This is a genomic window from Trueperaceae bacterium (assembly GCA_019454765.1).
GTDB lineage: Bacteria > Deinococcota > Deinococci > Deinococcales > Trueperaceae > JAAYYF01.
In genome coordinates, this window is the sequence record JACFNR010000029.1 from 1 (window position 1) to 22051 (window position 22051).

Consider the following 22051-nt stretch of genomic DNA (forward strand, 5'->3'; position numbering starts at 1 on the left):
GCGTGGTCAGCGCGGCCAACTCGATGGTGGCCGCCGCCGCCCCGCGCGAGCGCCTTGGCTACGCCATGGGTATGATGCAGACGGCGGCCTGGGCCGGCGCCTCCGTCGGACCGATGCTCGGTGGCGCCCTCGAGTTCTTCTTCGGTTACCGCCTGTCGTTCGTGGTCACGGCCGCGTTGCTCCTGGCGGGCGGCCTGCTCGTGCTGTTCGGCGTGCGGGAACGCTTCACCCCGCCCGCCGACCCCGGCAGGGGGCTGCGTGGCATGCTGGCCACCTGGCGCGAGGTGTTCCGGGCGCCGGGCGTGCCCCTCGCCTACTTCCTGCGCTTCAGCGCCTGGCTCGGCCGCACGATGCTCGTGCCGTTCCTCCCGCTGTTCATCGCCACCATCACCGTGAAGCCGGACCTGGCCGGGATGTACACGGGGCTGGCGATCGGGCTCGCAGCGGGCTCGTCCACCCTCAGCGGCGTGGTGCTCGGGCGCCTCTCCGACCGCGTCGGTTACCGCGTCATCCTGGTGGCCTCGACCTTCGCCTGCGCCGCCTTCTACGTCCCCATGGCCTTCGTCACCAACGTGCTCCAGCTCATCTTCGTGAACGTGCTGATCGGCCTGGCGACGGGCGGGGTGCTGCCCGCCATCTCGGCGATGCTGGCGCACCTCACCCCGCGCGCCGCGGCGGGCTCCGTCTACGGCATCGACAACTCCGTCGCGGCCGCGTCCCGCGCCCTCGCGCCCATGGTGGCGGGCGCCGTGGTGACGCTTACGAGCCTGCCCGGCCAGACCGACTACCGCACGATCTTCCTCGTCACCGCGGCGCTCTTCGTCCTGACTGGCGCGGTGGCGGCGTGGCGGCTGCCGCGCCGGGAAGGCGCCGGGCCGGGCCAGGGCGCGCCTTGACGCCGCCGGTGACGGGCCAGGGCGCGCCTTGACGCCGCCGGTGACGGGCGGTAGTTTCGGGGCGTCACCAGGGGTGTCCGGCGCCTGTCGCGCCGGGCTGAGATCAAACCCTAGGACCTGACCCCGATCATGCGGGCGGAGGGAGCGTGACGCGGCGCCGAAAGCGCGGTGCGTCCGGTGGTGATGAGAGGACGTGCACCATGCGCGTGTTCATCAGGTCGGCCCTACTCGTCTCGTTGCTGGCACTGACGGTGCCGGGCGCCGCCCAGCGCCTGACGGTGCTCACGCACGACTCCTTCGCCCTGCCGAAGGAGCTGGTCGACGACTTCACGGCGCGCACGGGCATCGCCGTCACGTTCCTGCAGGGCGGCGACGCGGGCGAGGTGGTCAACCGCGCCGTCCTCACGCGAGCGAGGCCACTCGCCGACGTGCTGTTCGGCGTCGACGAGAGCCTCCTGCAGCGCGTGCGCACGGAGGGCATCTTCGAGCCGTACCTGAGCCCGGCGCTGGCGCGGGTGGACCCCGCGTTCAGGTTCGACCCGAGCGGGCTCGTGACGCCGATCGACGTCGGTTACGTGGTGCCGAACGTGGACGTCGGCTGGTTCGCGGCCAACGACCTGCCATTGCCGAGCGACCTCGCCGACCTGGCGGCGGCGCCCTACCGCGGGCTCACCGTGGTCCTCAACCCCGCCAGCTCGAGCCCCGGCCTCGCCTTCCTGGCGGCCACCGTGGCGCGCTTCGGCGACCCACAGGCCGGCATCGTCGGCACCGCTGGTGGAGACGGCGACTGGCTCGACTTCTGGGCCGACCTCGCCAAGAACGACGTGGCGGTGGCGGACGGCTGGACGGACGCCTACTACACGCGGTTCACGCGCTACGGCGGCGACAGGCCGATCGTGGTTAGCTACGCCACCAGCCCCGCCGCAGAGGTCATCTTCGCCGACGCCCCCTTGAGCGCCGCCCCCACCGCCAACCTGACATGCGCGGGGTGCGCCTACCGCCAGGTCGAGGCGGCCGGCATCCTGGCGGGAACGAAGCAGCGCGCCGCCGCCGAGGCGTTCATCGACTTCCTCTTGAGCCCAGCGGTGCAGTCGGCCATACCGCTGGCCATGTTCGTCGCTCCCGTCGTGGCGGACGCGCCGGAGCCGCCCGAGTTCCTCGCCTACGGGCGGGTGGCTCCGGGCGCGGTCGCGGCGCCCCTGGCCCCCGGCGTGCTGGAGGCGAACCAGGCGCGCTGGCTGAAGCAGTGGACCGCCGTGGTCCTACAGGGTCGGCTCCCGTCGAGCGTGAGGTGAGGCGGCCGGCGGGCCGTCGCCCGCGGCCACCAACCACGACCGACCGGCGCTGACCTCCGCGAGGGTGCCCTGTGCCACGACCCGCCCTTGCTCGAGGACGACGACGCGGTCGGCCCGCTCGAGGGCGGCGCGGCGGTGGGAGACGACGAGGCAGGTGACCCTCGACCCGTCCTCTCCCGGCGTCCGGGCGGCGAAGATGCCGTCCCAGAGTCGACGCTCCGTCTCGATGTCGAGGGCGCTCGAGATGTCGTCGAACACCAGGAGCTCCGCGCGGCGCAGCAGCATGCGGGCCGCGGCCGCGCGTTGCACCTGCCCGCCGGAGAGGCGCACGCCGCGCGTGCCGACCTCCGCCTCGAGCCCCCCCGTGAGGGTCGCCAGGTCCGGCCCGAGCACGGCGAGTTCCAGGGCTTCGGTGACCTCGGCGTCCGTCAGGTCGGAACCCAGGAGCACGTTCTCGCGCAGCGAATCCGAGAAGAGGCGCGGCACCTGGGGCGTGTAGGCGCTGCGCGGCGGCACGAAGAACGACGCGGCGTCGGTCACCTCGCGACCGTTCCAGCTGACCGTCCCGGCCTGCTTCGGGACGAGCCCCAGCAGCGCCCGCAGGAGGGTCGTCTTGCCCGCCCCCACCCTGCCGGTCACGACCACGAACTCGCCGCGCTCGACGGTGAAGGTCACGTCCTCGACACCGCGAGCGTCGCCGTGACCCGCGGTGAGGCCGGCCACGTCGAGGCGTCTGAACGGCTCCGGCCGCGGAGCGCCCGCCACGAACGGCCGCTGGGGCCGCTCGAGGTCGTGGTTCCTGGGCGTGACGACGGCGGCCACGGGCGCGTCGACGAGCAGGCGCCCGAGCCGCTCGAAGGCGACGCCGGTGCGGCGGTGCTGCACCACCATCAACCCCATGAACGACATGACCCCCGTCAGGCGGGGCAGGAACGTCACGAAGAGCGCGAAGTCTCCGACGGTGAACGTGCCCGCCTCGAGCCGGGAGGCGCCGAGGAGCAGGATGATCCCCGTGGCGATGTTGACCATGTTGTCGGTGACGCTCCTGAAGAGCTCGGTGAGGAGCGTGTCCCTGAGCGCGGTGCGCTTGCGGACGGCGTTGAGGGACGCGAAGCGTCGCAACACGAAGGGCTCGCGGCCCGACGCCTTGACGGCCTGCACGCTGCCGAAGGTCTCGCCCAGGAAGTCCGTCACGCGGCTGGTGGCCTCGCGGCTGAGGCGGCGGGCGGCGCGGATGTGTGGCCGCAGCACCCCCGTGAGCACCACGGTCGAGGCCAGGGGCACGCAGGCGAGCAGCGTCATGAACGGGTCGACGAGCAGCATGGTCGCGAGCGCCAGGAGCGCGTAGGCCGCGAACCCCCAGAAGTCGCACCAGTGCTCGAAGTACTCGCCGATGTCGTTGACGTCGTCGCGGAAGCGCGTGACGGCCTCGCTGGGCGAGTCGGGCAGCCGCCGCGACCCGTGCGCCTCGAGGAGGTAGCTCAGCAGCGCGCGCCGCACGTGCAGGGTCAGCTCGAGCCACCACGTCGCCCAGGTGTAGATGCCGCCCACGAAGAGGAGGATCCTCACCGCGTCGACGCTCAGGCCGAGCGCCAGGTAGGTCCAGGCGTTGAGGCCGGCCGCCTGGGCTCCCGAGAGGGCGTCGAACAGCCCGCGCATGGCCAGGGCGAACAGCACCGGCACGGCGTGGATGAGCGACCACAGCGTGGCCGTGAGCACGAAGTACCAACGGCGCTGGCGGCCGAGCGCCAGCGCGAGCCGCAGCGGGTTGGACGAGAAGGTCATGCCAGTTCCTCCAGGACGCCGGCGTGGGAGCCCGACGCCGGTGCGTCCGGATCGAGAGCGGCGCGGCGCAGGCGGGCGTAGCGGGAGCGCGGGTCGGCGGCCAGCGCGCGGCGCGGACCGAACTCCGCCACGCGGCCACCGTCCATTACCAGGATCGAGTCGACGCGCTCCACCGTCTCGAGGCGGTGCGCGATGACGATGGCGGTGCGCCCCGCGAGGAGGCGCTCCAGCGCCGCCTCCAGCCGCAGTTCCGTGGCGGGGTCGAGGCGCGACGACGGCTCGTCGAGCACGATGAGCCCCGGGTCGAGGAGGAAGACGCGCGCGAAGGCCACGAGCTGCGCCTCGCCGGCCGACAGGTTCCGGCCGCCCGAGTCGATGACGGTGTCGAGGCCGGCGTCCTGGCGCTCCAGCCAGTCGAGCATGTCGAGCTCGGCCAGCACGGCGAGGATGCGGTCGTCGTCGACGCCGTCGTCGAAGAAGGTCAGGTTGTGGCGGAGCGTCCCCCTGAAGAGCTGCACCTCCTGCGAGACGAGGCCGACGCGCGCCCTCAGGGCGTCCAGGTCGGCCTCGGTGGCGTCGACGCCGCCGAGGCGCACCCGCCCCGCCACGGGGTCGTAGAGGCGGAAGAGGAGCCTGGTGAGGGTCGTCTTCCCCGAGCCGGTGCGGCCCAGCAGGCCGAGCCGCTCCCCCGGCGCGAGCCGGAAGCTCACGTCGTCGAGGGTGAGCCGCTCCGGGTCCTCGTCCGGGTACCTGAAGCTGACGCGCTCGAAGGAGACGCTCAGCGGACCGGGAGGCAGCGCCAGCTCGCCGCGGCGCGGCAGCGCCGACGAGAGGGCCATCAGCTCACCCACGCGCTGGGCGCCGGCGCCCGCCTTCTGCAGCTCCTGGAGCTGCTGCGTGATCTGCTCGACGGGGTTCTGCAGCATCAGCAGGTACTGGAACACCATGTAGGCGGCGCCGACGGTGAGCGCGCCGCGGCCGACGAGGAAGATGGACGCCCCGACCGTGACGGCCGTGCCGACGACCATCAGCCCGTAGCCGGACAGCCACACCACGCTCCGCAGCATCCAGGCCCGCCTTGTGTCGTGGTAGACGCCTCGCATGACCGCGCCGAAGCGGTGCATCACGTACGCTCCGGCGCCGTTGGCGCGCAGGTCGTCGAGGCCCTGCAGCCTCTCCTCGATGAAGCCGAACAGCTTCGCGCTCGCCTCCCGCTCGAGGCGCGTGGCCGGCACACCGGCGCGCCGCGTTCGCGACAGGACGACGAGCTCGAGCAGCACGAAGGCCGTCAGTACCGCGCCCATCGCCGGGTTCTCGAGCCACAGCGCCACCAACACGCCGACCAGCAGGAGCGCGCCGCCCAACACCCGCACCGCGAAGACCGACAGGAAGTTGGACAGGGCGGTGACGTCGCCGTCGATCCTCTCGATCATCTCGCCCGGGGTGCGGGCGTTGTGGAACGCCATGTCGAGGCCCAAGGTGTGCGCGGTGAGGTCCTCGCGCAGCAGGTTCGTCGCCGTCCAGCCGACGGCGGCCGCCACGTAGGTCGCGACCGCGCCCAGGAGCTGGGTCAGCAGGGCGGCGACGAGGAAGGCGACCGCGATCTTGACGAGTTCGGCCTCGGGCGCGGCGCCCATGGCGCCGTCGATGAAGGACCTCAACAGTTGCGGCACGAGAAGCTGCAGGCCGGTGGCCAGCAGGAGCAGGGTGGTCATGATGGCCGCCATGGGCCTCTGCGGCGCCAGGTAGCGCCACAACACGGCGCCAAGGGAGTGGCCGCGGGGCGGTCGGTCGTTGCTCGGCGTGAGGGCGGCGTCGCTCATCTGGTCCTCGTGGGTCTCCGGTGGTTCCCGGGACTGGTTCGGGTGCTTGGTAGGTTCCCTGTCAGGCCCACGCGGCATGAGTACGACCGTGGGGGCCTCGGTCGGGGGCCGCCCACGGTCGTCGCGGTGCTCTCTTGGGGTCAGTGCGCGATGATCGCTAGGCAGTCCTCTCCCGTTCGCGGCTCGCCGGCGCCTGCGGCGCGGGCAGCGCTGACGGTATCGGGCAGGAGGATCGCCATCGCGAGGTGAACTGTAGCGGTTCGGCCCGCCCTTGTCAATCGCACCGCGCGGCTCGCCGTGCGCGGGGGCGGCCCCGCGCTCAGGGCGAGGCGCGTCCGACCCGCCGCGGCGTTAGCTGTCGCGCCGGCGCGCTATCCTCCCGGGGTAACGACCGCGCGGGTTCATTGGAGTCGAATGCTCAGCAGGCACACCCACGTCGTCCCCGGCAGGCTCGGCGAGCGCCGCCTGCGAGACGCCCTCGCGGCGGGCGGCGGTCTCGGTCACGTGATCACCACGCTGCCGGGGCTGGCGGCGCGGTTGGCGGGCGGCTTCGCGCGGGCGGCGACCGGGGCCGAGGTGCGCGCCGCCCTGCAGGAGCCGCCGGCGGCCGAGTTGACCACGCTGGCCGGCGTCGCCGTCATGCCCGGCTTCGCCCGGGCCGCGGCGCGGACGCTGCAGGCCGCCTGGCACGCGAACGTCGACCTGGGCGAGCGCGCCACCGCGGGCGGGCGCTGGGCGGAGCTGGCCGCGCTCGAGAGGCACGTGGCCGCCTCCCTCGTGGGCGGCGCTCTACTGCCGCCGCGCCTCGTGGCGCTCGCTCGCGCTCGCGTCGCCAGGGCGCCCCGCCTCACGGGACCCGTCACGCTGCAGGGCCTGGCCGACGTGCCGCCCCTCTACCGCCCGCTCGTCGAAGAGCTCGCCGGCGTCGTGCCCGTTGCCTGGCGGGGCGCCTCGCCGCCGGCCCCGGCCTGGTTGCCGGCCACCGTGGCGTGGGCGGCGCCGGAGCCGCGGCCCCTGCCGACCGCGACCGTGGTGGGGTGCGCCGACCCGGACCACGAGGCGCTCGAAGCGCTCGGGTGGGCACGCGAGTTGATCGCCTCGGGTCGCCGGCCCGAGGAGGTCCTGATCGCCGCCGTTGACACCGCCGCCTACGACGACGCCATCGGCTTCCTGGCGGCGGAGGCCGGCATCCCGCTGCACGCGGCGCACGGCGTGAGGGCGCTCTCGACGCCCGTGGGCCAGGTCGTGGCCGCCCTGGCTGACGCCCTCGTGCGCGGTCCCGGGCAGGTCGAGGTCAGGCGCCTGGCTACCGCGGCGCGGCGCGCCAACGTGGGTCCGCTCGGCCTCGTACCCGAGGACTGGGCGGACGAGCTGGCGCCCGACGCCTTCCTAATCGACACGGAGCGGTGGCGGCGCGCGCTACGGCCCCTGGCGGCTCGCGAGTCACACCAGGCCGAGATCATCGTGCGCCTCGTCGCCGACCTCGAGCTCGGCCTCGCCGCGGCGCGGCGCGTCGGGGCGCGCTGGTTGGACGGCCGCGCGGCCGAGCTGTGGCGCCGCGCCATGGCCGACGGCCCGCCCGGCGTACTGGAGCAGACGTTGGCGCGCCTGCGGGTGGACGACGGCGTCGATCCGGCCGCCGCCGTCCTGTGGGGGCCGGCGGCCGCGCTCACGGCCTGGCCCCGCCCTCACGCCCGCCTACTCGGCCTGTCGGCGCGCGGCTGGCCGCGCCGCGGCTCCGACGAGGACCCGCTCCTGCCGGAGCGGATCAGGCCGGGCCTGGTGCTCCGCGAGCGCAGCGTCACTCGCCAGGACGGCGACGCCTTCGCCGCGCTGGTCGCGGCGGCGCGGACGGAGCTCGTCGTGTCGTACCCCCGCAGGGATGCGAGGGGCCGCGTGGCGCCGCGTAGCCACCTCCTCGCCAGCCTGGCGGGCGCCACCACCGTCGAGGCGCGACGTGGCGCTGGCGATCGCGCCGTCACCGAGGCATACCGCCGCGCCGCCAGGCCCGCCGAGCTCGCCTCCGACCCCAGGCAGCGGCGGGCCGCCGCGGCGTACAGGGCCGCCTACTCGCCGGACCTCACGCCGCACGACGGCGTGGTGCGGCCCGATCACCCCGCGCTCGCGGCGGCGCTCGAGCGGGTGCAGTCCGCCACCTCGCTGCGGAGCCTGTTGCTCAACCCTCACGGTTACGTGGTCCGTTACGCCCTGCGCTGGGAGCGCCCCGAGCCGCGCACGGAGCTGCTCGCGCTCGACCCGGCCGCCCTAGGTACCCTGCTGCACCAGGTGCTCGAACGGGCGGCGCGGCCCGCGGCAGGCACGGACGGTGCCCCGCCGGACGTGAAGGGGAGGGTGGCGGCGGCGTGCCGGACGGTCGGCTCCGCCTGGGAGACGCGTTACCCCCTGCCACCGGAGGCGCTGTGGCGCAAGACGCTCGCGGCGGTGGAAGAGTGGGCCGTCTGGTCGCTCACGGTGGGAGCACCGCCCGGTTTCGGGGCCGAGAGCCACGTCGAGCTGCGCTTCGGCTACGCCGGGCAGGCCGCGCCTGCCGACGGGCTGCCCTGGGACCCCAGCGCGAGCGTGTTCGTGCCAGGCACCACGGTCAGGGTGCGCGGCGTGATCGACCGCCTCGACGTCGATCGCGCCCAGCGGCGCGTCCGGGTCGTCGACTACAAGTCGGGTCGCCCGGTCGCCCGCCTCGGCGGCCTCGAGGGGGGCGCGGAGCTGCAGCGCACGCTCTACACCGCGGCCGTGCGGCAGCTGCTCGGCGCCGACTGGGACGTGGAGGCGCTGCTGGTGCATCCGCGTCAGCGGGTGGTGCTGCCGCTCGAGGACCCCGACTCCCACGTGCCGGTCCTCACGGCCGCCGTGACGCTCGCGGCGCGGTCCCTCCTGGCCGGCAACGCTCTGGCGGGGCCGGCCCTGGCAGCGCCGTTCGAGGACGCGCGGCTCGCCTTCCCCGCCTACGGCGCCGACCGCTACCTGGAGCTGAAGGGAGCCGCCCTCGCCGCGGCGAGGGGCGAGCTGGACGAGCTCCTTGGCGGCGCCACGTGACGGGCCTCGCGCCGACCCCGCTGCCGGACGCCGCAGCACGCCGCACGGCGCTGACGGACCTCGGTCACGGCCTGCTGGTGGAGGCGGGCGCGGGCTCCGGCAAGACCGCGGTGCTTGCGGGCCGCGTGGCGTGGCTGCTTGCCGGCGGGGTGGAGCCACGGCACGTGGCCGCCATCACCTTCACCGAGCTCGCGGCTGCGGAGCTGGCTTCTCGGGTGCGCGACTACGTGACGAGCCTCGCGGCCGGCGTCGTCCCGGCGCCGCTCGAGCCGGCGTTCGGCGCCGCCCCGACGGTCGAGCAGCGCCGCCACCTCGCGGCCGCCCTCCCGGCTCTCGACGAGCTCACCAGCACGACCATCCACGGCTTCGCGCGCGAGCTGACGCTCCCGTACCCGGTCGAGGCGGGGATCGACCCGGGTGCCACCGTGCTCGACGCCGCGGAGGCGGAACTGCTGTTCGGCGACGTCTTCGGCGCCTGGTTGCGGCGCAGGCTCGGCGGGCGGGCTCGGGACGACGCCACGGACCCGCTCGTCCATCTCATGTCTCACCCGGCGGCGCCCGGGCCGGACGCCGTAAAGGAGCTGGCGTTGCTGCTGCGCGCCCACCCCGGCGCCGCGACGCCCGCCGCCGACGTGACCGGCGCGGTAAGGGGCGCCTTGGCCGCGGCCGCCGCGCTCTGCGGCCTCATAGGCGCCGAGCCGGCGGCGCCCGAGCCGTTGGTGGCCCTGGCGGCGGCGGTGGACGCCTGGCTGGCGCCGATCGCCGCGGCCCCAAGCACCACCGAGGCCGCCACCGCCGCGCTGTCGGGCGAGCCCGGTCCGCTCTTCACGCAGCAGCTGACCGTCAGGGCGCTCCGGTCCAAGGGGGCCTGGCTCGAGGCGGTGGCGGCAGCGGGGGCGTCCAAGGCCGCGGCCGCCGCCGGCTACGCCGCGCTGCAGGAGGCCCACGGCGCCTTCGCTGCCGCGGCCGTGGCCCTCACGGCCGCGAGCGTGGACCACCTCCTCGGCCTGCTGGTCGCGGCCCTGCGCGAGATGTTGGCCGAGTACGGCGCCGCCAAGCGCGAGAGGGCAGCGGTCGACTTCGACGACCTGATCGCGAACGCGGCGGCGCTCCTCCGCGAACACGAGGTCGTGAGGGCCGAGCTGGCCGCGCGCTACCGCCACGTGCTCGTCGACGAGTTCCAGGACACGGACCCGTCGCAGGCCGAGATCGTGTGGCGCCTCACCGGCGAGCCGCGGCCGGGCGACTGGCGCGCTTGGCCGGCGCGCCCCGCAGCCAGGTTCGTCGTGGGCGACCCCAACCAGTCCATCTACCGCTTCCGCGGTGCGGACCCCGGCACCTACGCCGCGTTGCGAGGCGGGCTGGAGCGCGACCCCGGCTCGCTGACCCTCGCCCTCACGGAGAACTTCAGGTCGGTCCCCGCCCTCCTGGCCAACGCCAACCTCACCTTCGCCGCGCCCTTGTCGGCGTCCGGCCAGGCGGGCTACGCGAACCTCGGCGCCCGCCGCCCGGACGGGCGGGGCGCGGCGCTCGTGCGGCTCCAGGTCGGGGCGGCCGCCGAGCCGACCGCGGCCGGGGGCGACGGCCCCCACGCGGCGGCCGAGCGCTACATGGAGGAGAAGCGCGCGGCAGAGGCGCGGGCGGTGGCGAGCCTCTGCCGGCGGCTGGTGGACGGCGCGACCGATTTGCTGGACGGACCGGTCAGTCCAGGCGACATCGCGCTCCTCGCCCCCACCAGCACGGGTCTCGAGCACCACGAGCGTGCGCTCGAGGCGCTCGGCCTCGACGTCGCCAGCCAGGCGGGCAAGGGGTTCTACCGACGACAGGAGGTGCAGGACATGGTGGCCCTCACCTGCGCGCTCGCCGACCCCGCCAACACCCTCGCCCTCGGCGCCTTCCTCCACGGCCCGATGGTCGGCGTCACGCTGGAGGAGCTGCTCGACGTCGCCCACGCCCTCGCCGCGGCCGGCGCGGAGCCGCAGCTGAGCCTCCGCACCGACCCCGCCCTCGTGCCCGTCCCGCGCGTCGCCGAGGTCATCGCCGCCCTCGCGCCCCTGTCCGCGGCGCGCGCGACCACCCCGCCCCACGCCCTCCTCGCGGCGGCCTGCGAGGCGCTGGAGCTCAGGGCCACCCTGGTGAACCGCCACCCGCGCAGCGCCGAACGGGCGCTCGCCAACCTCGACCGCTTCCTGCGGGCGGCCAAGGCGTACGAGTCGCGCGGCCTGCAGGCCTACGCCGACGCCACCTGGCGCGCGTGGCTCGACACGGAGACCGCTCCCGAGGGGCAGGTCGACGCCGTGGAGGACGCCGTCACCCTCATCACCATGCACTCGGCCAAGGGCCTCGAGTGGCGCGTCGTCATACCCGTCGGGTCCATGGCAGGCCCGGCCAGGTGGCAGGAACCCTGGTACAGCCGTCACTCCGGCCGGCCTGTCATGAGCCTCCTCGGCCACGCCGGCTCGGACGCCGACGCCCTGCAGGAGGCGGAGCGCGCCGACCGCCGCGCCGAGCGCCTCCGGCTCTGGTACGTGACGGCCACGCGCGCCCGCGACCTCCTGGTCGTCCCGACGTTCGCGTTCGACGCCGCAACGGACGCCTGGTGCGACCTGGTCCCCTGGCAGGAGGTCGTGCCGTGGCGCACCGTGACGGCCACGGAGGCGCCCACGCGCGCTGCGGCCTCCGGCCCCAGCGACCGCGGCCCGACGAGAGACGAGTTCGAGGCGCAATCCGCCGCGGTGGCCCGCGCCGTCAGGCACGTGGAGCGGCGCGCCCCAAGCCGGCGCGACGAACCGCCGGCGGCGTCGGCCGCCGCGACCGACGCCCCCGCACCACCGGCCCTGACGCCGGAGCTCGGCGAGTGGGTCCTGAGCACGCTCGACGCCGACGACGACGCCCTCCCCACCGACCGGCCCGCGGCAGGCACCACGCGCGGCGTGCTGCTTCACAAGCTCATGGAGGAGATCGTGGAGGGCGACACCGCGCCCACGCCGCCAGACCTGACGCGGCGGGCGGAGGAGCTGCTGGCGGCACTCGCCACGGACGACCCCGGCGTGGCGCCCGCCGACGTGGCCGCCATGGCGCACCGCGCCTGGCACGCCCCCGAGGTGCGGGCGTTGAGCGGGAGGCTGTGGGCCGAGGTGCCGGTGGCGGGCGTCGAACGCGATCCGGCTACCGGGGCCGAGGTCGTCTGGAGCGGGGTGGCCGACGCCGTGGCGATCGACGCCGCCGGCCACCCCGAGGCGGTGATCGACTGGAAGTCGGACCGCGCCCCGACGGAACCGACGCTCGCCCGCTACCGGGAGCAGGTCCGCGCCTACCTTCGTCTCACGGGCGCGCCCCTCGGCCTCGTCGTCCTGGCGGCCTCCGGCGAGGTCCTGCGCGTCACGGCCCACTGACGGGCGGTCGGGGTGGCGGCTAGGCAGGCGGGTGCGCCGCGGGGCGCGCCGCGGGGCGGCGCCCGGCCTACACTGGGCGCAGTGCCCCGCCACCTCCTGACGCGACTCTCGGGCGCGGCCGCGACGCTCTTCCTCGCCGCCTTCCTGGCCGTGCCGCTCGCCGTGATCGTCGGCCGCAGCCTCACGCCGGCGCCCGGCGAGGCGTTCGGCGCCGGCTTCCTCGCCGCCCTCGTCGACCAGTACTACCTCGGACGCATCGCCTTCACGCTCCTACAGGCGCTCCTCTCCACCGCGTTGACGGTCGCGCTGGGGCTGCCGACGGCGCTGCTGCTCGCCCGTTACGCCTTCCGCGGCAAGCGCGCGCTGACGGCGGCCTTCACCGTGCCCTTCGTCATGCCGACGGTCGTCGCCGGCATCGGCTTCCTGGCGCTCGTCGGACCGCGCGGCGCGCTGGGAGTCGACCTGCGCGACACCCTCGCCGTCGTCCTGCTGGCGCACGTCTTCTACAACTTCGCGGTCGTGGCGCGAGTGGTGAGCGGCTTCCTCGCCGGGGTGGCGCCGCGCCTCGAGGAGGCCGCGGCCACCCTCGGCGCGACCGAGCGGCGGACGTTGTGGCGCGTCACGCTGCCGCTGGCGCTGCCCGCCACGCTCGCCTCTGCGTTGCTCGTGTTCCTCTTCTGCTTCACGAGCTTCGGCGTCATCGTCATCCTGGCGCCGGCGGCGCGCTTCGCCACCCTGGAGGTCGAGATCTACCGCCTCACCGCCCGCCTCCTCGAGCTCGACGCGGCCGCCGCCCTCGCCCTCGTGCAGCTCGTGCTGATGGTCGGCCTCGGCTTCCTCTACACGCGTCTGCAGGAGCGACTGGCCGTGAGCGTGACACCGGGCGACGCCGCGCGTGCCCCGCGTGGCGGCGCCCGCGCCCTGGTCGGCGTCACGCTGCTCGCCACCGGCGCCCTCGTGCTGGCGCCGCTCGTCGCCCTGGCGGCGCGCTCGTTCGCGGCGCCCGGCGCGGACTGGCCCTCGCTCGGCAACTACGCGCGGCTGCTCGCGCCTTCGACGACCGTCGGCTTCACGGGCCTGTGGCCGGCCCTACGCAACTCGCTGGCGTTCGCGGTCGGCAGCGCCGGCCTCGCGCTGTTCATCGGCTTCCTGTTCGCTCACGCCGTCGCGCGCGGCGGTTGGCGTTGGCTCGATCAGGCCAGCCTACTGCCCCTCGCCACCAGCCCTGTGACGCTGGCGTTCGGCTACCTGCTCACCTACCCCCTCCTCGTCGGCTCCGCCTGGGGCGTGCCGCTCGCGCACGCGCTGCTCGCCTTCCCCTTCGTGACGCGCACCCTCCTACCCGCCTACCGCGCCCAACCGCCCGCGCTGGCCGACGCCGCCGCCACGCTCGGCGCCGGACCCCTGCGCACCCTGCTGCGAGTCGAGCTCCCGCTTCTGGCGCCCGCCACGGCGACGGCGTTCGCCTTCGCCTTCGCCGTGTCGATGGGGGAGTTCGGCGCCACACTGCTCCTGGTGCGCCCCGAGTACGCCACCCTGCCGGTGGCCATCTTCGACCGCCTCGGCAGGCCCGGCGCCGCCAACTACGGCGAGGCCCTCGCGCTCGCCGTCGTGCTCATGGTCATCACGGCCGTCGTGATGCTCGTCCTGCAGCGCCGCGGCCGCGGCGAGTTCTGAAGCGCCTCCTCGGGGCCGGCCGCGAGGGACGCGCCGGTATGATGCAGCGCAGCGTGCCGCCCGCCACCCCCAACCCCGCCCCCGCGCCGTGAACCTGCGCCTCGAGCGACTCACGAAGCGGTTCGGCGCCGTGACCGCCGTCTCGGACGTCAGCCTCGACCTGCCGGCGGGCACCACCCTCGCCCTGCTCGGGCCGAGCGGCTGCGGCAAGAGCACGCTGCTGCGGCTCGTGGCCGGACTCGAGACGCCGGACGGCGGCAGCGTCGCGCTCGGTAGCGAGGACCTCACCAGCGTGGCGCCGGCGAAGCGCGGCTTCGGGATGGTGTTCCAGGACTTCGCCCTCTTCCCTCACCTCGACGTGGCCGCCAACGTGGCGTTCGGCCTGGTGGAGGGGCGCGTGCCGGAGCCGGGGCGCAGCGCGCGCGTGGCTGAGCTGTTGGCGTTGGTCGGCCTGACCGGACTGGAGCGGCGTCGCGTCCACCAGCTGAGCGGCGGCCAGCAGCAACGGGTCGCGTTGGCGCGCGCGCTGGCGCCGACCCCCCGCCTGCTCCTCCTCGACGAGCCCCTCTCCGACCTGGACGCTCGCCTGCGCGAGCTCCTGAAGCTCGAGCTAAGGACCATCCTGGCGGGCTCCCCCGCCGGCGCCATCTACGTCACCCACGACCAGGTGGAGGCGTTCACTGTCGCCGACCGCGTGGCGCTCATGCGGGGCGGCGCGCTCGTGCAGGTCGGCCCGGGCGAGGAGCTGCTCGAGGCGCCGGCGGACGCGTGGGCCGCGAGGTTCCTTGGCCACGAGAACGTCTTCGAGGGCGCCGCGGGGGCACGGCTGCCCGTGAGCGCGCCGCCGGGGGGCGCCGTGCTACTGCGCGCCGACCGCACCCGGCTCGTGGCGCCGGACGCCGGCGGCGTCACGGCCACCGTGACCGCGGCGGGGCGCGAGGGACTGGCCTGGCGCCTCGTCCTGAGCGCGGGCGCGTGGGGGGTGCAGGTCGTGTGGCGCGGTCACGACCGCGAGCTGCCGGAGCGGCCCACGCCCGGCACGACGTTCGGCCTCGTGACGCCGCCCGACTCGTGGCGCGCGCTGGCCGGCACTGGGAGGACGGACGATGTCTGAGGCGCGTGCGCGCACCGCCCTGATCCTGGCGGGCGGCACCCTGCCGCTCCCCCACCTGTGGCCCCTGGCCCTCGCCGGCGCGGACCTGATCGTCGCCGCCGACGGCGGCCTGGCTCACGCCCGCGTGCTCGGCGTCACCCCGGACCTGATCGTGGGCGACCTCGACAGCGTCGAGGAGCGCGACCTGCGCCGGCACGCGACGGTGGCGGTGGAGCGCCACCCGGTGGCGAAGAACGAGCTCGACCTGGAGCTGGCGCTTGGCGCCGCCTGGGCGCGCGGCGCTGAGCGCGCCACGGTGGTGGGAGCGTTCGGGTCGCGCCTCGACCAGAGCTTTGGCGCGTTGTTGATAGCCGGCCGCCTGGCGGCCGCTGGGCGCGAGGTGACGCTGCTCGCCGGCCCTCACGAGGCGCGGCCCGTGGCGGCGGGGGGCGCGACCACCCGCGACCTGCCCGAGGGGACCACGGTGAGCCTGCTGGCGCTCACGGAGGACTGCAACGTGACCACCACCGGCGTGCGCTACCCGTTGAGCGCGGCTTCGTTGCCGTTGGGCAGCGGCCTCGGGGTCTCGAACGTCGCCGTCGGGGGCGCCGTCACGCTGGAGGTGCACGCCGGGGTGGTGACGCTCCTCGTGGAACACGCCGCGACCGACCCGCGGGAGGCCATCTGGGGGGCGCAGCGGGGGCGCATCGGGGCGGCCCTGGCGGCGGCCGATCCCGACCTGGCCGACCTGGTCGAGCGCGTCGCCTACGCGGAGGTGTTCGCTCGCGGCGGGCTCGACCTGGCGACCCGCGAGCTGCTCGCGGTGGCGCTGCTCACGGGGGCGGGGGCCGTGACCGAACTGCCCACCCACCTGCGGGGCGCGCTCCGCGTGGGCGCGAGCGAGAGGCAGCTGCGCGAGACCATCATCCACGCGGCGATGTTCGTGGGCTTCCCGAAGTCCCTCGCGGCCATGCGGGCGTTACAGGCTTTCCTGGCGGGGGCCGGCGGAGCCGCCGCGACCGGGCCCGACGACGGCTGACCGCCCCCCTGGCCTCGCTCCCGACAGGGTCAGTTCGGACGGTGCTCGGGTGCCTCGATGCCGGCCCGGTAGACGATGCCGGCGAGCACGCCACCCAGGACGGGGCCCAGCCAGTAGATCCAGAACTGGCCGAGGAAGGCGCCGCCGGCGAGAAGCGCCGGGCCGAGGTGCCGCGCCGGGTTCAGGGCCGCGCCCGTGATGGGGCCGGCCACCAGCACTCCCATCGTGACCGACAGCCCGATGAGCAGGCCGCCAAGCTTCGGCGCGCGCTTGTCGACCGCCGTGCCGAGGACCGTGAACACGAGGAAGAAGGTCAGGACGGCCTCGAGGAGTATGGCGGAGCCCACGCTCACTCCGGCCGCCAGGGTGGGGGTGCCGGTGCCCGCCACCGCCGTCTGGTCCGGCAGGCCGAGCTTGATCAGCACGGCAGCGACGAACGCGCCGGCCACCTGGGCAAGCAGGTAACCGACGACGCCGGCGGTGGGGAACTTGCCGGCTGCCCACAGGCCGATGGTGACGGCCGGGTTGAGGTGGCCGCCGCTCACGGCCATGACCGCGGTGATCATGATGGCGAGCGCGAGGCCGTGCGCGAGCGCCACGCCGACGAGGTCGGCGCCGATGGCGATGGCACCGACGCCCGCGAAGATGAGGGTGAAGGTGCCGACGAACTCGGCGACGAGTGCTTTCGTGTTCATGCCGGATCCTCTCTCATGTGAGTCTCACAAGATGTTAACCACAGCTTCGCGCTCCCGTGGCGGGGAGCCCGCCCGTATACTCGCGAGGTGAACCTCGAGCAGATCCACGCCAGGTTGGCCGCCTTGGCGCTGCCGCCAGGGGAGTTCGTCCTCCACTCCAGCGCCTCTCTGGTCCTGCGGGGCATCCTGCCCGAGGCGGTGGACCTCGACATCGTGGCGCGCGGACCGGCGTGGTCGCGGGCGCTGGAGCTCGTCGCGGCGACCGCGGCCACCCTCGACCGCGGCAGGCAGGACCTGCGGGTGAAGGTCGGCGACGACGTCGAGATCTACGACGGTTGGCTCGGCGAGCCGGCCGCCGCCGTGGTGGCGCGCGCCGAGGTCGTCGCAGGCGTGCCGTGCGCGCCCCTCGCCGACGTGATCGCGATGAAGGAGCGGCTCGACCGACCCAAGGACCGGCGGCACCTGGCACTGATCCGCGCCCACCTCCAGGAACGCGGAGGCCGCCTTGACGCGTCCTAGCGCGCTTGCTAAGCTTCCGCGCATGCCTGACGCCCTCCACAGGAGCACAGCGACCGATCCGGGTCCTGCTCGCCTCGGGGCGTAGGCGTCTGCGCGGACCGCGTACCGACCCCCGAGGCTCGCCTCGGGGGTCGTTCGTTAGTGGCGGGGCGGGGGCATGCAGTTGGGGTACCGGCCGAGGAGGCAGGCGATGACGAACGGCAGGCAAGCGGCAGGCGGGGTGGAGACGGCGGGAGGGCGCGTGTTGGTGCGCGACCTGGCCGCTCACGAGGGTCGGCCGGTGCGTCTCGTGGGGTGGATCCTCACGCGCCGCGACCTCGGCGGGATCCGCTTCCTCGTCCTGCGCGACCGCACCGGCGTGGTGCAGTGCGTGCTGGAGGGCATCGAGGTGCCGCTGCACGAGAGCTGCGTCCGGCTCATCGGCACGGTCGTGCCGCACGCCAAGGCGCCGGGCGGCCTCGAGGTGCGGGTCACCGACCTCGAGGTGATCAGCGCGGCCACCGAGCCGCCCCCGGTCGAGCTCGCCAAGGAGGAGTGGCACGCCAACCCGGAGACGCTGCTGCAGTACCGGCACGTCACCGTGCGCAGCCCCAGGGCGCGGGCGCTCCTCAAGGTGCAGGCCGAGCTCGTGCGCCGCTTCCGCGCCTACCTCGACGACGCCGGCTTCACGGAGATCTTCACGCCCAAGCTCGTCTCGGCGGGGGCCGAGGGGGGCGCCAACCTGTTCGAGGTCGACTACTACGGGAGGCGCGCCTACCTCGCGCAGTCGCCGCAGCTCTACAAGCAGATCATGGTGGGCGTGTTCGAGCGCGTGTACGAGACGGCGCCCGTCTACCGCGCGGAGAAGAGCCACACGCACCGCCACCTCTCGGAATACCTGTCGCTCGACGTCGAGTTCGGCTTCATCGACGACGAGTCCGACGTCATGGACCTGGAGGAGGCGCTGCTGAAGAGCATGCTCACCGGCGTGGCCGAGACCTGCGGCGCCGAGCTGGCGGCGTTCGGCGCCGAGCTGCCGGACGTCACCGTCCCGTTCCCCCGCATCGAGCTGCTGGCGGCGCGCGAACTGGTGGCCGAGCGGTACGGGCACGCGACGGGCGGCAAGGACCTCGACCCGGAGGCCGAACGCCTGGTGGGGCGCTGGGCCAAGGAGGAGCACGGCGCGGACTTCGTGTTCGTCACGCGCTACCCGCAGGCCGCCCGCCCGTTCTACACCTACCCGCTGGAAGGCGGCCTGACGCGCGGGCTGGACCTGCTCTTCCGGGGAGTCGAGATCACGTCGGGCGGGCAGCGCGTCCACCGGCCGGAGGTCCTCGTCGAGGAGCTGCGCAAGCGCAACATGGACGTCGCCGCGTTCGCGGATTACCTCGAGGTGTTCAAGCACGGCATGCCGCCACACGGCGGCTTCGCCATCGGGGCCGAGCGGCTCACGGCGCTCCTGCTCGGGGTACACAACGTGCGCTTCGCTCGCGCCTTCCCGCGCGACGCCCAGAGGCTCACGCCCTGAACGGCGCCGCGGCGGGGACCGCTTCCCGAGTGGACCCGACCTGGGCCACGTGACGCCACCGCCGCTCCCTTTGATGGCCGATTGACGCCCTTCTGCTAGCCTGGTCGCAGCAACGAAGCCGCGTCGCGCCGTGCAACCACGGCGGCGAGAAGGAGATCAGCATGCCGCGTAGAACCTTGCTCCCTCTACTCCTGGCCGGGCTCGTCGCCCTGAGCGCCTGCGCCCCCACCACCGAGGCGACCCAGCCGGCCGCCTGCGTCTCCGACCCGATCCCGACGGTGGCCGTGGTCGACTTCCAGAACACCTCGAGCCAGGGTGGCGGCGTGAGCGTGGTGGGCGTCGAGGACGCCGCCACCGCGCGCCTCATCACGCTCCTCAAGGAGTCTGGCTGCTACGTGGTGGTCGAGCGCAGCGAGCTGTTGACGATCATGGAGAAGCAGGGGCTCGAGTCGCTCGACCCGGTGGCGTTGGCGAAGGCCGCGGGTGCAGGCTACGTGGTCACCGGCACCGTCACGCGCGCCACGGTGGCGCGCCCCGGCGGCAGCCTGTTCGGCGTGACGCTCGGCCAGACCAAGGCGCAGATCGAGGTCGACGTGCGGGCCACCGACATCATCACGGGCGAGGTCGTCGTCTCGAAGAAGGGCGCCGGCGAGGCGAGCAGCCCGAACGTCAACATCAGCAACGTCCCCGTGGCGGGCACGGTCAGCTACGACGACCCGACGGTCGGACCGCTGTTCGCGGAGGCCGCCAACGCGGCCGTCAACCAGGTGGTGGCCGCGCTGCGCGCCAAGTTCTGAGCCGCCCACACCGTTGCTTCCACGAGGACGGGGCCCCGCGCTGCGGGTGGGGCCCCGTCCTCGTCCAGTAGGCGTCGCGCCTTGTTCCCGCTCCCGGCGCACCTCCCTCACGAGGTCTCCCGTCCGCGCCGCTGCGGGTCAGGACGCCGTCATCAGGTCCACCACGCCCGCCGCGAGCAGCGCGACGGCCACCTCGAGGCCGCGCTCGTCCACGTCGAAGCGCGGGTGGTGGTGCGCCCAGGCGGTGTCGGGCCCGGAGCTGGTGCCGACGAAGAAGTAGCAGCCGCGCGCCTGCGCCAGCCAGAGGGCCATGTCGTCGCCGCCCATGATGGGGACCTGCACGCTCACGTTCTCCTCCCCTACGACGCCCGCCGCGACCTGGCGGAACCGCGCCACCGACTCCGCGTCGTTGACGACCGCCGGCGTCCCCTCGAACCACTCCGCCCGCAGGCTGCAGCGTGCCAGCGACGCCGCCCCCTCGCTCACCGCGAGGATGCGCTCGCGCAGCCGCGCCCTGGTGCCCTCGTCGAAGGTCCTGAGGGTGCCCTTCAGCTCGACCTCCTCCGGGATGATGTTGTAGGCAGTGCCCCCGTGGATGCTCGTCACGCTGATCACGCTCTGGTCGATGGGGTCGGTCTCGCGGCTGACGAGCGTCTGCAGCGCCCCCACCAGCTGCGCGGCGGCCACGATGGGGTCGATGCAGAGCTGCGGGTAGGCGGCGTGCCCGCCCCGCCCGGCGACCACCAACCGGAAGGAGTCGGTCGCGGCCATCGCCGGCCCCTCGCGCACGGCGACCGTGCCGAGGTCGTGGCTGCTCGAGAGGTGCAGACCGATGACCTCGTCGACGCGCAGCCCGTCGAGCGCGCCGTCGTCGAGCATGGCCCGCGCGCCCCGCACGACCTCCTCGGCGGGCTGGAACACGAACACCGCCCTGCCGCCAAGCGAGTCCGCGCGCGCCAGCACGATCTCGACGACGCTCAGGAGCACGGCCACGTGGCCGTCGTGCCCGCAGGCGTGCATCTTCCCCTCGTTGGTCGAGCGGTAGTCCGTCGCGTTCTCCTCGGCGACGGGCAGGGCGTCCATGTCGGCGCGCACCAGCACCGTGCGGCCCGGCCTGCCGGTGTCGAACACCGCGACCACGCCGGTGCCGCCGACGCCCGTGCGCGGCTGCAACCCGAGTTCCCGGAGCCGCGCGCCTATCACCCCCATGGTGCGGTGCTCCTCGAACGCCAGCTCCGGGTGGCGGTGGAGGTCGCGGCGCACTGCGACGGTGCGCTCCTGCAGGGCTCGGGCCTGGTCGACGATGCTGGGCATGGGGCTCTCCTCGTGCGGATGCGCGCGCCGGGCTACCTACCGGGCGTGGCGCCGTCCCCCAAGCCTACCCTTCCGTGCCGGGCACCGCCCCCAAGGGCGGTTCGGGCGCCTCGCCCGGCGTCGCCTCCACCGGTGGCACCCCGGGTGTCGGCGTGGGCGTCACCGCGGGCGCCGCCTCCGGCGTGGGCGTCACCGCAGCCCGCGCCACCGGCGCGACGGCCGCGGCGGCCTTCTGACCGAGCTCGCGGAACTTGTCGCTCGCGCCCTCGAGCTTGCTCACCCACTCTGGGTTGGGCGTCATCCCGGCGGTGGTGCGGTGGTAGGCCAGCAGAGTCGCGGCCAGGGCCACCGCGTCCGACAGCGCGAGCTTGAGCATCCAGGCCCCGATGAGGGCGCCGATCCCGAGAGCGGGAGCGAGGGCTGGTGCCACCGCCGCGACGGCGAGCGCCGGCAACCCGAGCAGCAAGAGGAAGAGCACGAACTCGAGGTAGCCGAGGAGGGCGAGCACGACGGCGTTGGCGAGGATCGGTTGCCACGCCTGGGCGTACAGCACCACGCCCTCGCGCGCGACCGCCCAGACGTTCTGCTCGCGCTTCGCGTAGGCGCGCGACAGCACCGCCTCGTCGACGTAGGTCGTGCTGAGGACGGCAACGCGCTCCAGGAACTTGCCGAGCGAGTCGACGCCGGGCAGAGGCAGGATCGACGTGATGCGCGTGAACGTGCGCACCACGAACTTCACGACGCCGCCCACCAGCAGCCCGACGCCGAAGAGGATGGACGTGGCGGCGAACCTGCTGACCACCTGCTCCCGGCCGTAGGCCAGCTGGCCCGTGGCCGGCCCCGAGCCCGTCGTGATGAACTCCGTCAGGACGGCGGTGTGGGCGGCCCTGAGCAGGTGGAACCAGTAGCGCCCGGCGAGCTCGACCAGCCAGAACGCCCCGCCCAGCGCCACGAGCACGAGTATCACGCCCAACGGCGCCCACAGTTTGGCGAGCAACCAACCGATGCCGCCGAAGAGGGCGGCGTACAGCCCGAGGGCGAGGCCGAGCACCAGGTAGCTGCCGAGCCTCACCCACACGATCGGCAGTGTCTTCATGACGAGCCCGATGGCCTCGCCAAGGTAGATCTTCGGCATGGTCAGGTCCCTTCCCGCAACGTGATC

15 protein-coding genes and 1 riboswitch are annotated in these 22051 nt (G+C 74.4%); of the genes, 10 read left to right on the forward strand and 5 right to left on the reverse strand.

What is annotated here, in order from left to right:
* Both H3C53_08930 and H3C53_08935 read left to right on the forward strand, forming a co-directional pair.
* A partial coding sequence (locus H3C53_08930; GenBank protein ID MBW7916789.1) for an MFS transporter occupies positions 1–896 on the forward strand: 896 nt, incomplete at its 5' end.
* A gap of 59 nt (positions 897–955) precedes the next feature.
* A riboswitch (TPP riboswitch) is annotated at positions 956–1058 on the forward strand.
* Between the two features lie 38 nt (positions 1059–1096).
* Entirely contained in the window at positions 1097–2191 is a 1095-nt protein-coding gene (locus H3C53_08935; protein ID MBW7916790.1) for a thiamine ABC transporter substrate-binding protein, read from the forward strand.
* Here the strand turns inward: H3C53_08935 and H3C53_08940 are convergent.
* Together H3C53_08940 and H3C53_08945 are read right to left on the reverse strand one after the other, a co-directional pair.
* A complete protein-coding gene (locus H3C53_08940; GenBank protein ID MBW7916791.1) occupies positions 2159–3976 on the reverse strand; it encodes an ABC transporter ATP-binding protein in 1818 nt (605 codons plus the stop codon). The genes H3C53_08935 and H3C53_08940 overlap by 33 nt on opposite strands.
* Positions 3973–5799 (reverse strand): ABC transporter ATP-binding protein, encoded by a 1827-nt coding sequence (locus H3C53_08945; protein MBW7916792.1) that lies wholly within the window; start codon positions 5797–5799, stop codon positions 3973–3975. The genes H3C53_08940 and H3C53_08945 overlap by 4 nt, the downstream gene beginning before the upstream one ends.
* A 414-nt stretch (positions 5800–6213) precedes the next feature.
* Here H3C53_08945 and H3C53_08950 point away from each other — a divergent pair, with 414 nt between their 5' ends.
* From H3C53_08950 to H3C53_08970, 5 genes are all read left to right on the forward strand, one after another.
* Entirely contained in the window at positions 6214–8853 is a 2640-nt protein-coding gene (locus tag H3C53_08950; GenBank protein ID MBW7916793.1) for a PD-(D/E)XK nuclease family protein, read from the forward strand.
* Positions 8850–12248, forward strand: a complete 3399-nt coding sequence (locus H3C53_08955; GenBank protein ID MBW7916794.1) for a UvrD-helicase domain-containing protein — start codon at positions 8850–8852, stop codon at positions 12246–12248. The genes H3C53_08950 and H3C53_08955 overlap by 4 nt, the downstream gene beginning before the upstream one ends.
* A 12-nt stretch (positions 12249–12260) precedes the next feature.
* Entirely contained in the window at positions 12261–13925 is a 1665-nt protein-coding gene (locus H3C53_08960; protein ID MBW7916795.1) for an iron ABC transporter permease, read from the forward strand.
* 88 nt (positions 13926–14013) lie between these two features.
* Positions 14014–15039 carry an ABC transporter ATP-binding protein gene (locus H3C53_08965; GenBank protein ID MBW7916796.1) on the forward strand — a complete coding sequence of 342 codons (1026 nt, stop codon included), beginning with the start codon at positions 14014–14016 and terminating at the stop codon, positions 15037–15039.
* On the forward strand, positions 15032–16057 hold the full coding sequence (locus H3C53_08970; protein MBW7916797.1) for a thiamine diphosphokinase: 1026 nt from the start codon (positions 15032–15034) through the stop codon (positions 16055–16057). Before H3C53_08965 ends, H3C53_08970 begins: the two co-directional genes overlap by 8 nt.
* A gap of 29 nt (positions 16058–16086) precedes the next feature.
* On the opposite strand, the gene H3C53_08975 is transcribed toward H3C53_08970, so the two are convergent.
* Positions 16087–16752 carry an aquaporin gene (locus H3C53_08975; GenBank protein MBW7916798.1) on the reverse strand — a complete coding sequence of 222 codons (666 nt, stop codon included), beginning with the start codon at positions 16750–16752 and terminating at the stop codon, positions 16087–16089.
* An 87-nt stretch (positions 16753–16839) separates the two neighbouring features.
* On the opposite strand from H3C53_08975, the gene H3C53_08980 reads away from it, so the two are divergent.
* From H3C53_08980 to H3C53_08990, 3 genes are all read left to right on the forward strand, one after another.
* The gene (locus tag H3C53_08980; protein MBW7916799.1) at positions 16840–17271 is read left to right on the forward strand and encodes a hypothetical protein; all 432 of its coding nucleotides are present in this window, start codon (positions 16840–16842) and stop codon (positions 17269–17271) included.
* A 190-nt stretch (positions 17272–17461) separates the two neighbouring features.
* A complete protein-coding gene (gene aspS / locus H3C53_08985; GenBank protein ID MBW7916800.1) occupies positions 17462–18778 on the forward strand; it encodes an aspartate--tRNA(Asn) ligase in 1317 nt (438 codons plus the stop codon).
* 161 nt (positions 18779–18939) lie between these two features.
* Entirely contained in the window at positions 18940–19575 is a 636-nt protein-coding gene (locus tag H3C53_08990; protein MBW7916801.1) for a hypothetical protein, read from the forward strand.
* 138 nt (positions 19576–19713) lie between these two features.
* On the opposite strand, the gene H3C53_08995 is transcribed toward H3C53_08990, so the two are convergent.
* Entirely contained in the window at positions 19714–20889 is a 1176-nt protein-coding gene (locus tag H3C53_08995) for an amidohydrolase (GenBank protein ID MBW7916802.1), read from the reverse strand.
* Between the two features lie 64 nt (positions 20890–20953).
* Complete coding sequence (locus H3C53_09000) at positions 20954–22024, reverse strand: hypothetical protein (GenBank protein MBW7916803.1); 1071 nt, start codon at positions 22022–22024, stop codon at positions 20954–20956.
* Positions 22025–22051: the final 27 nt, after the last annotated feature.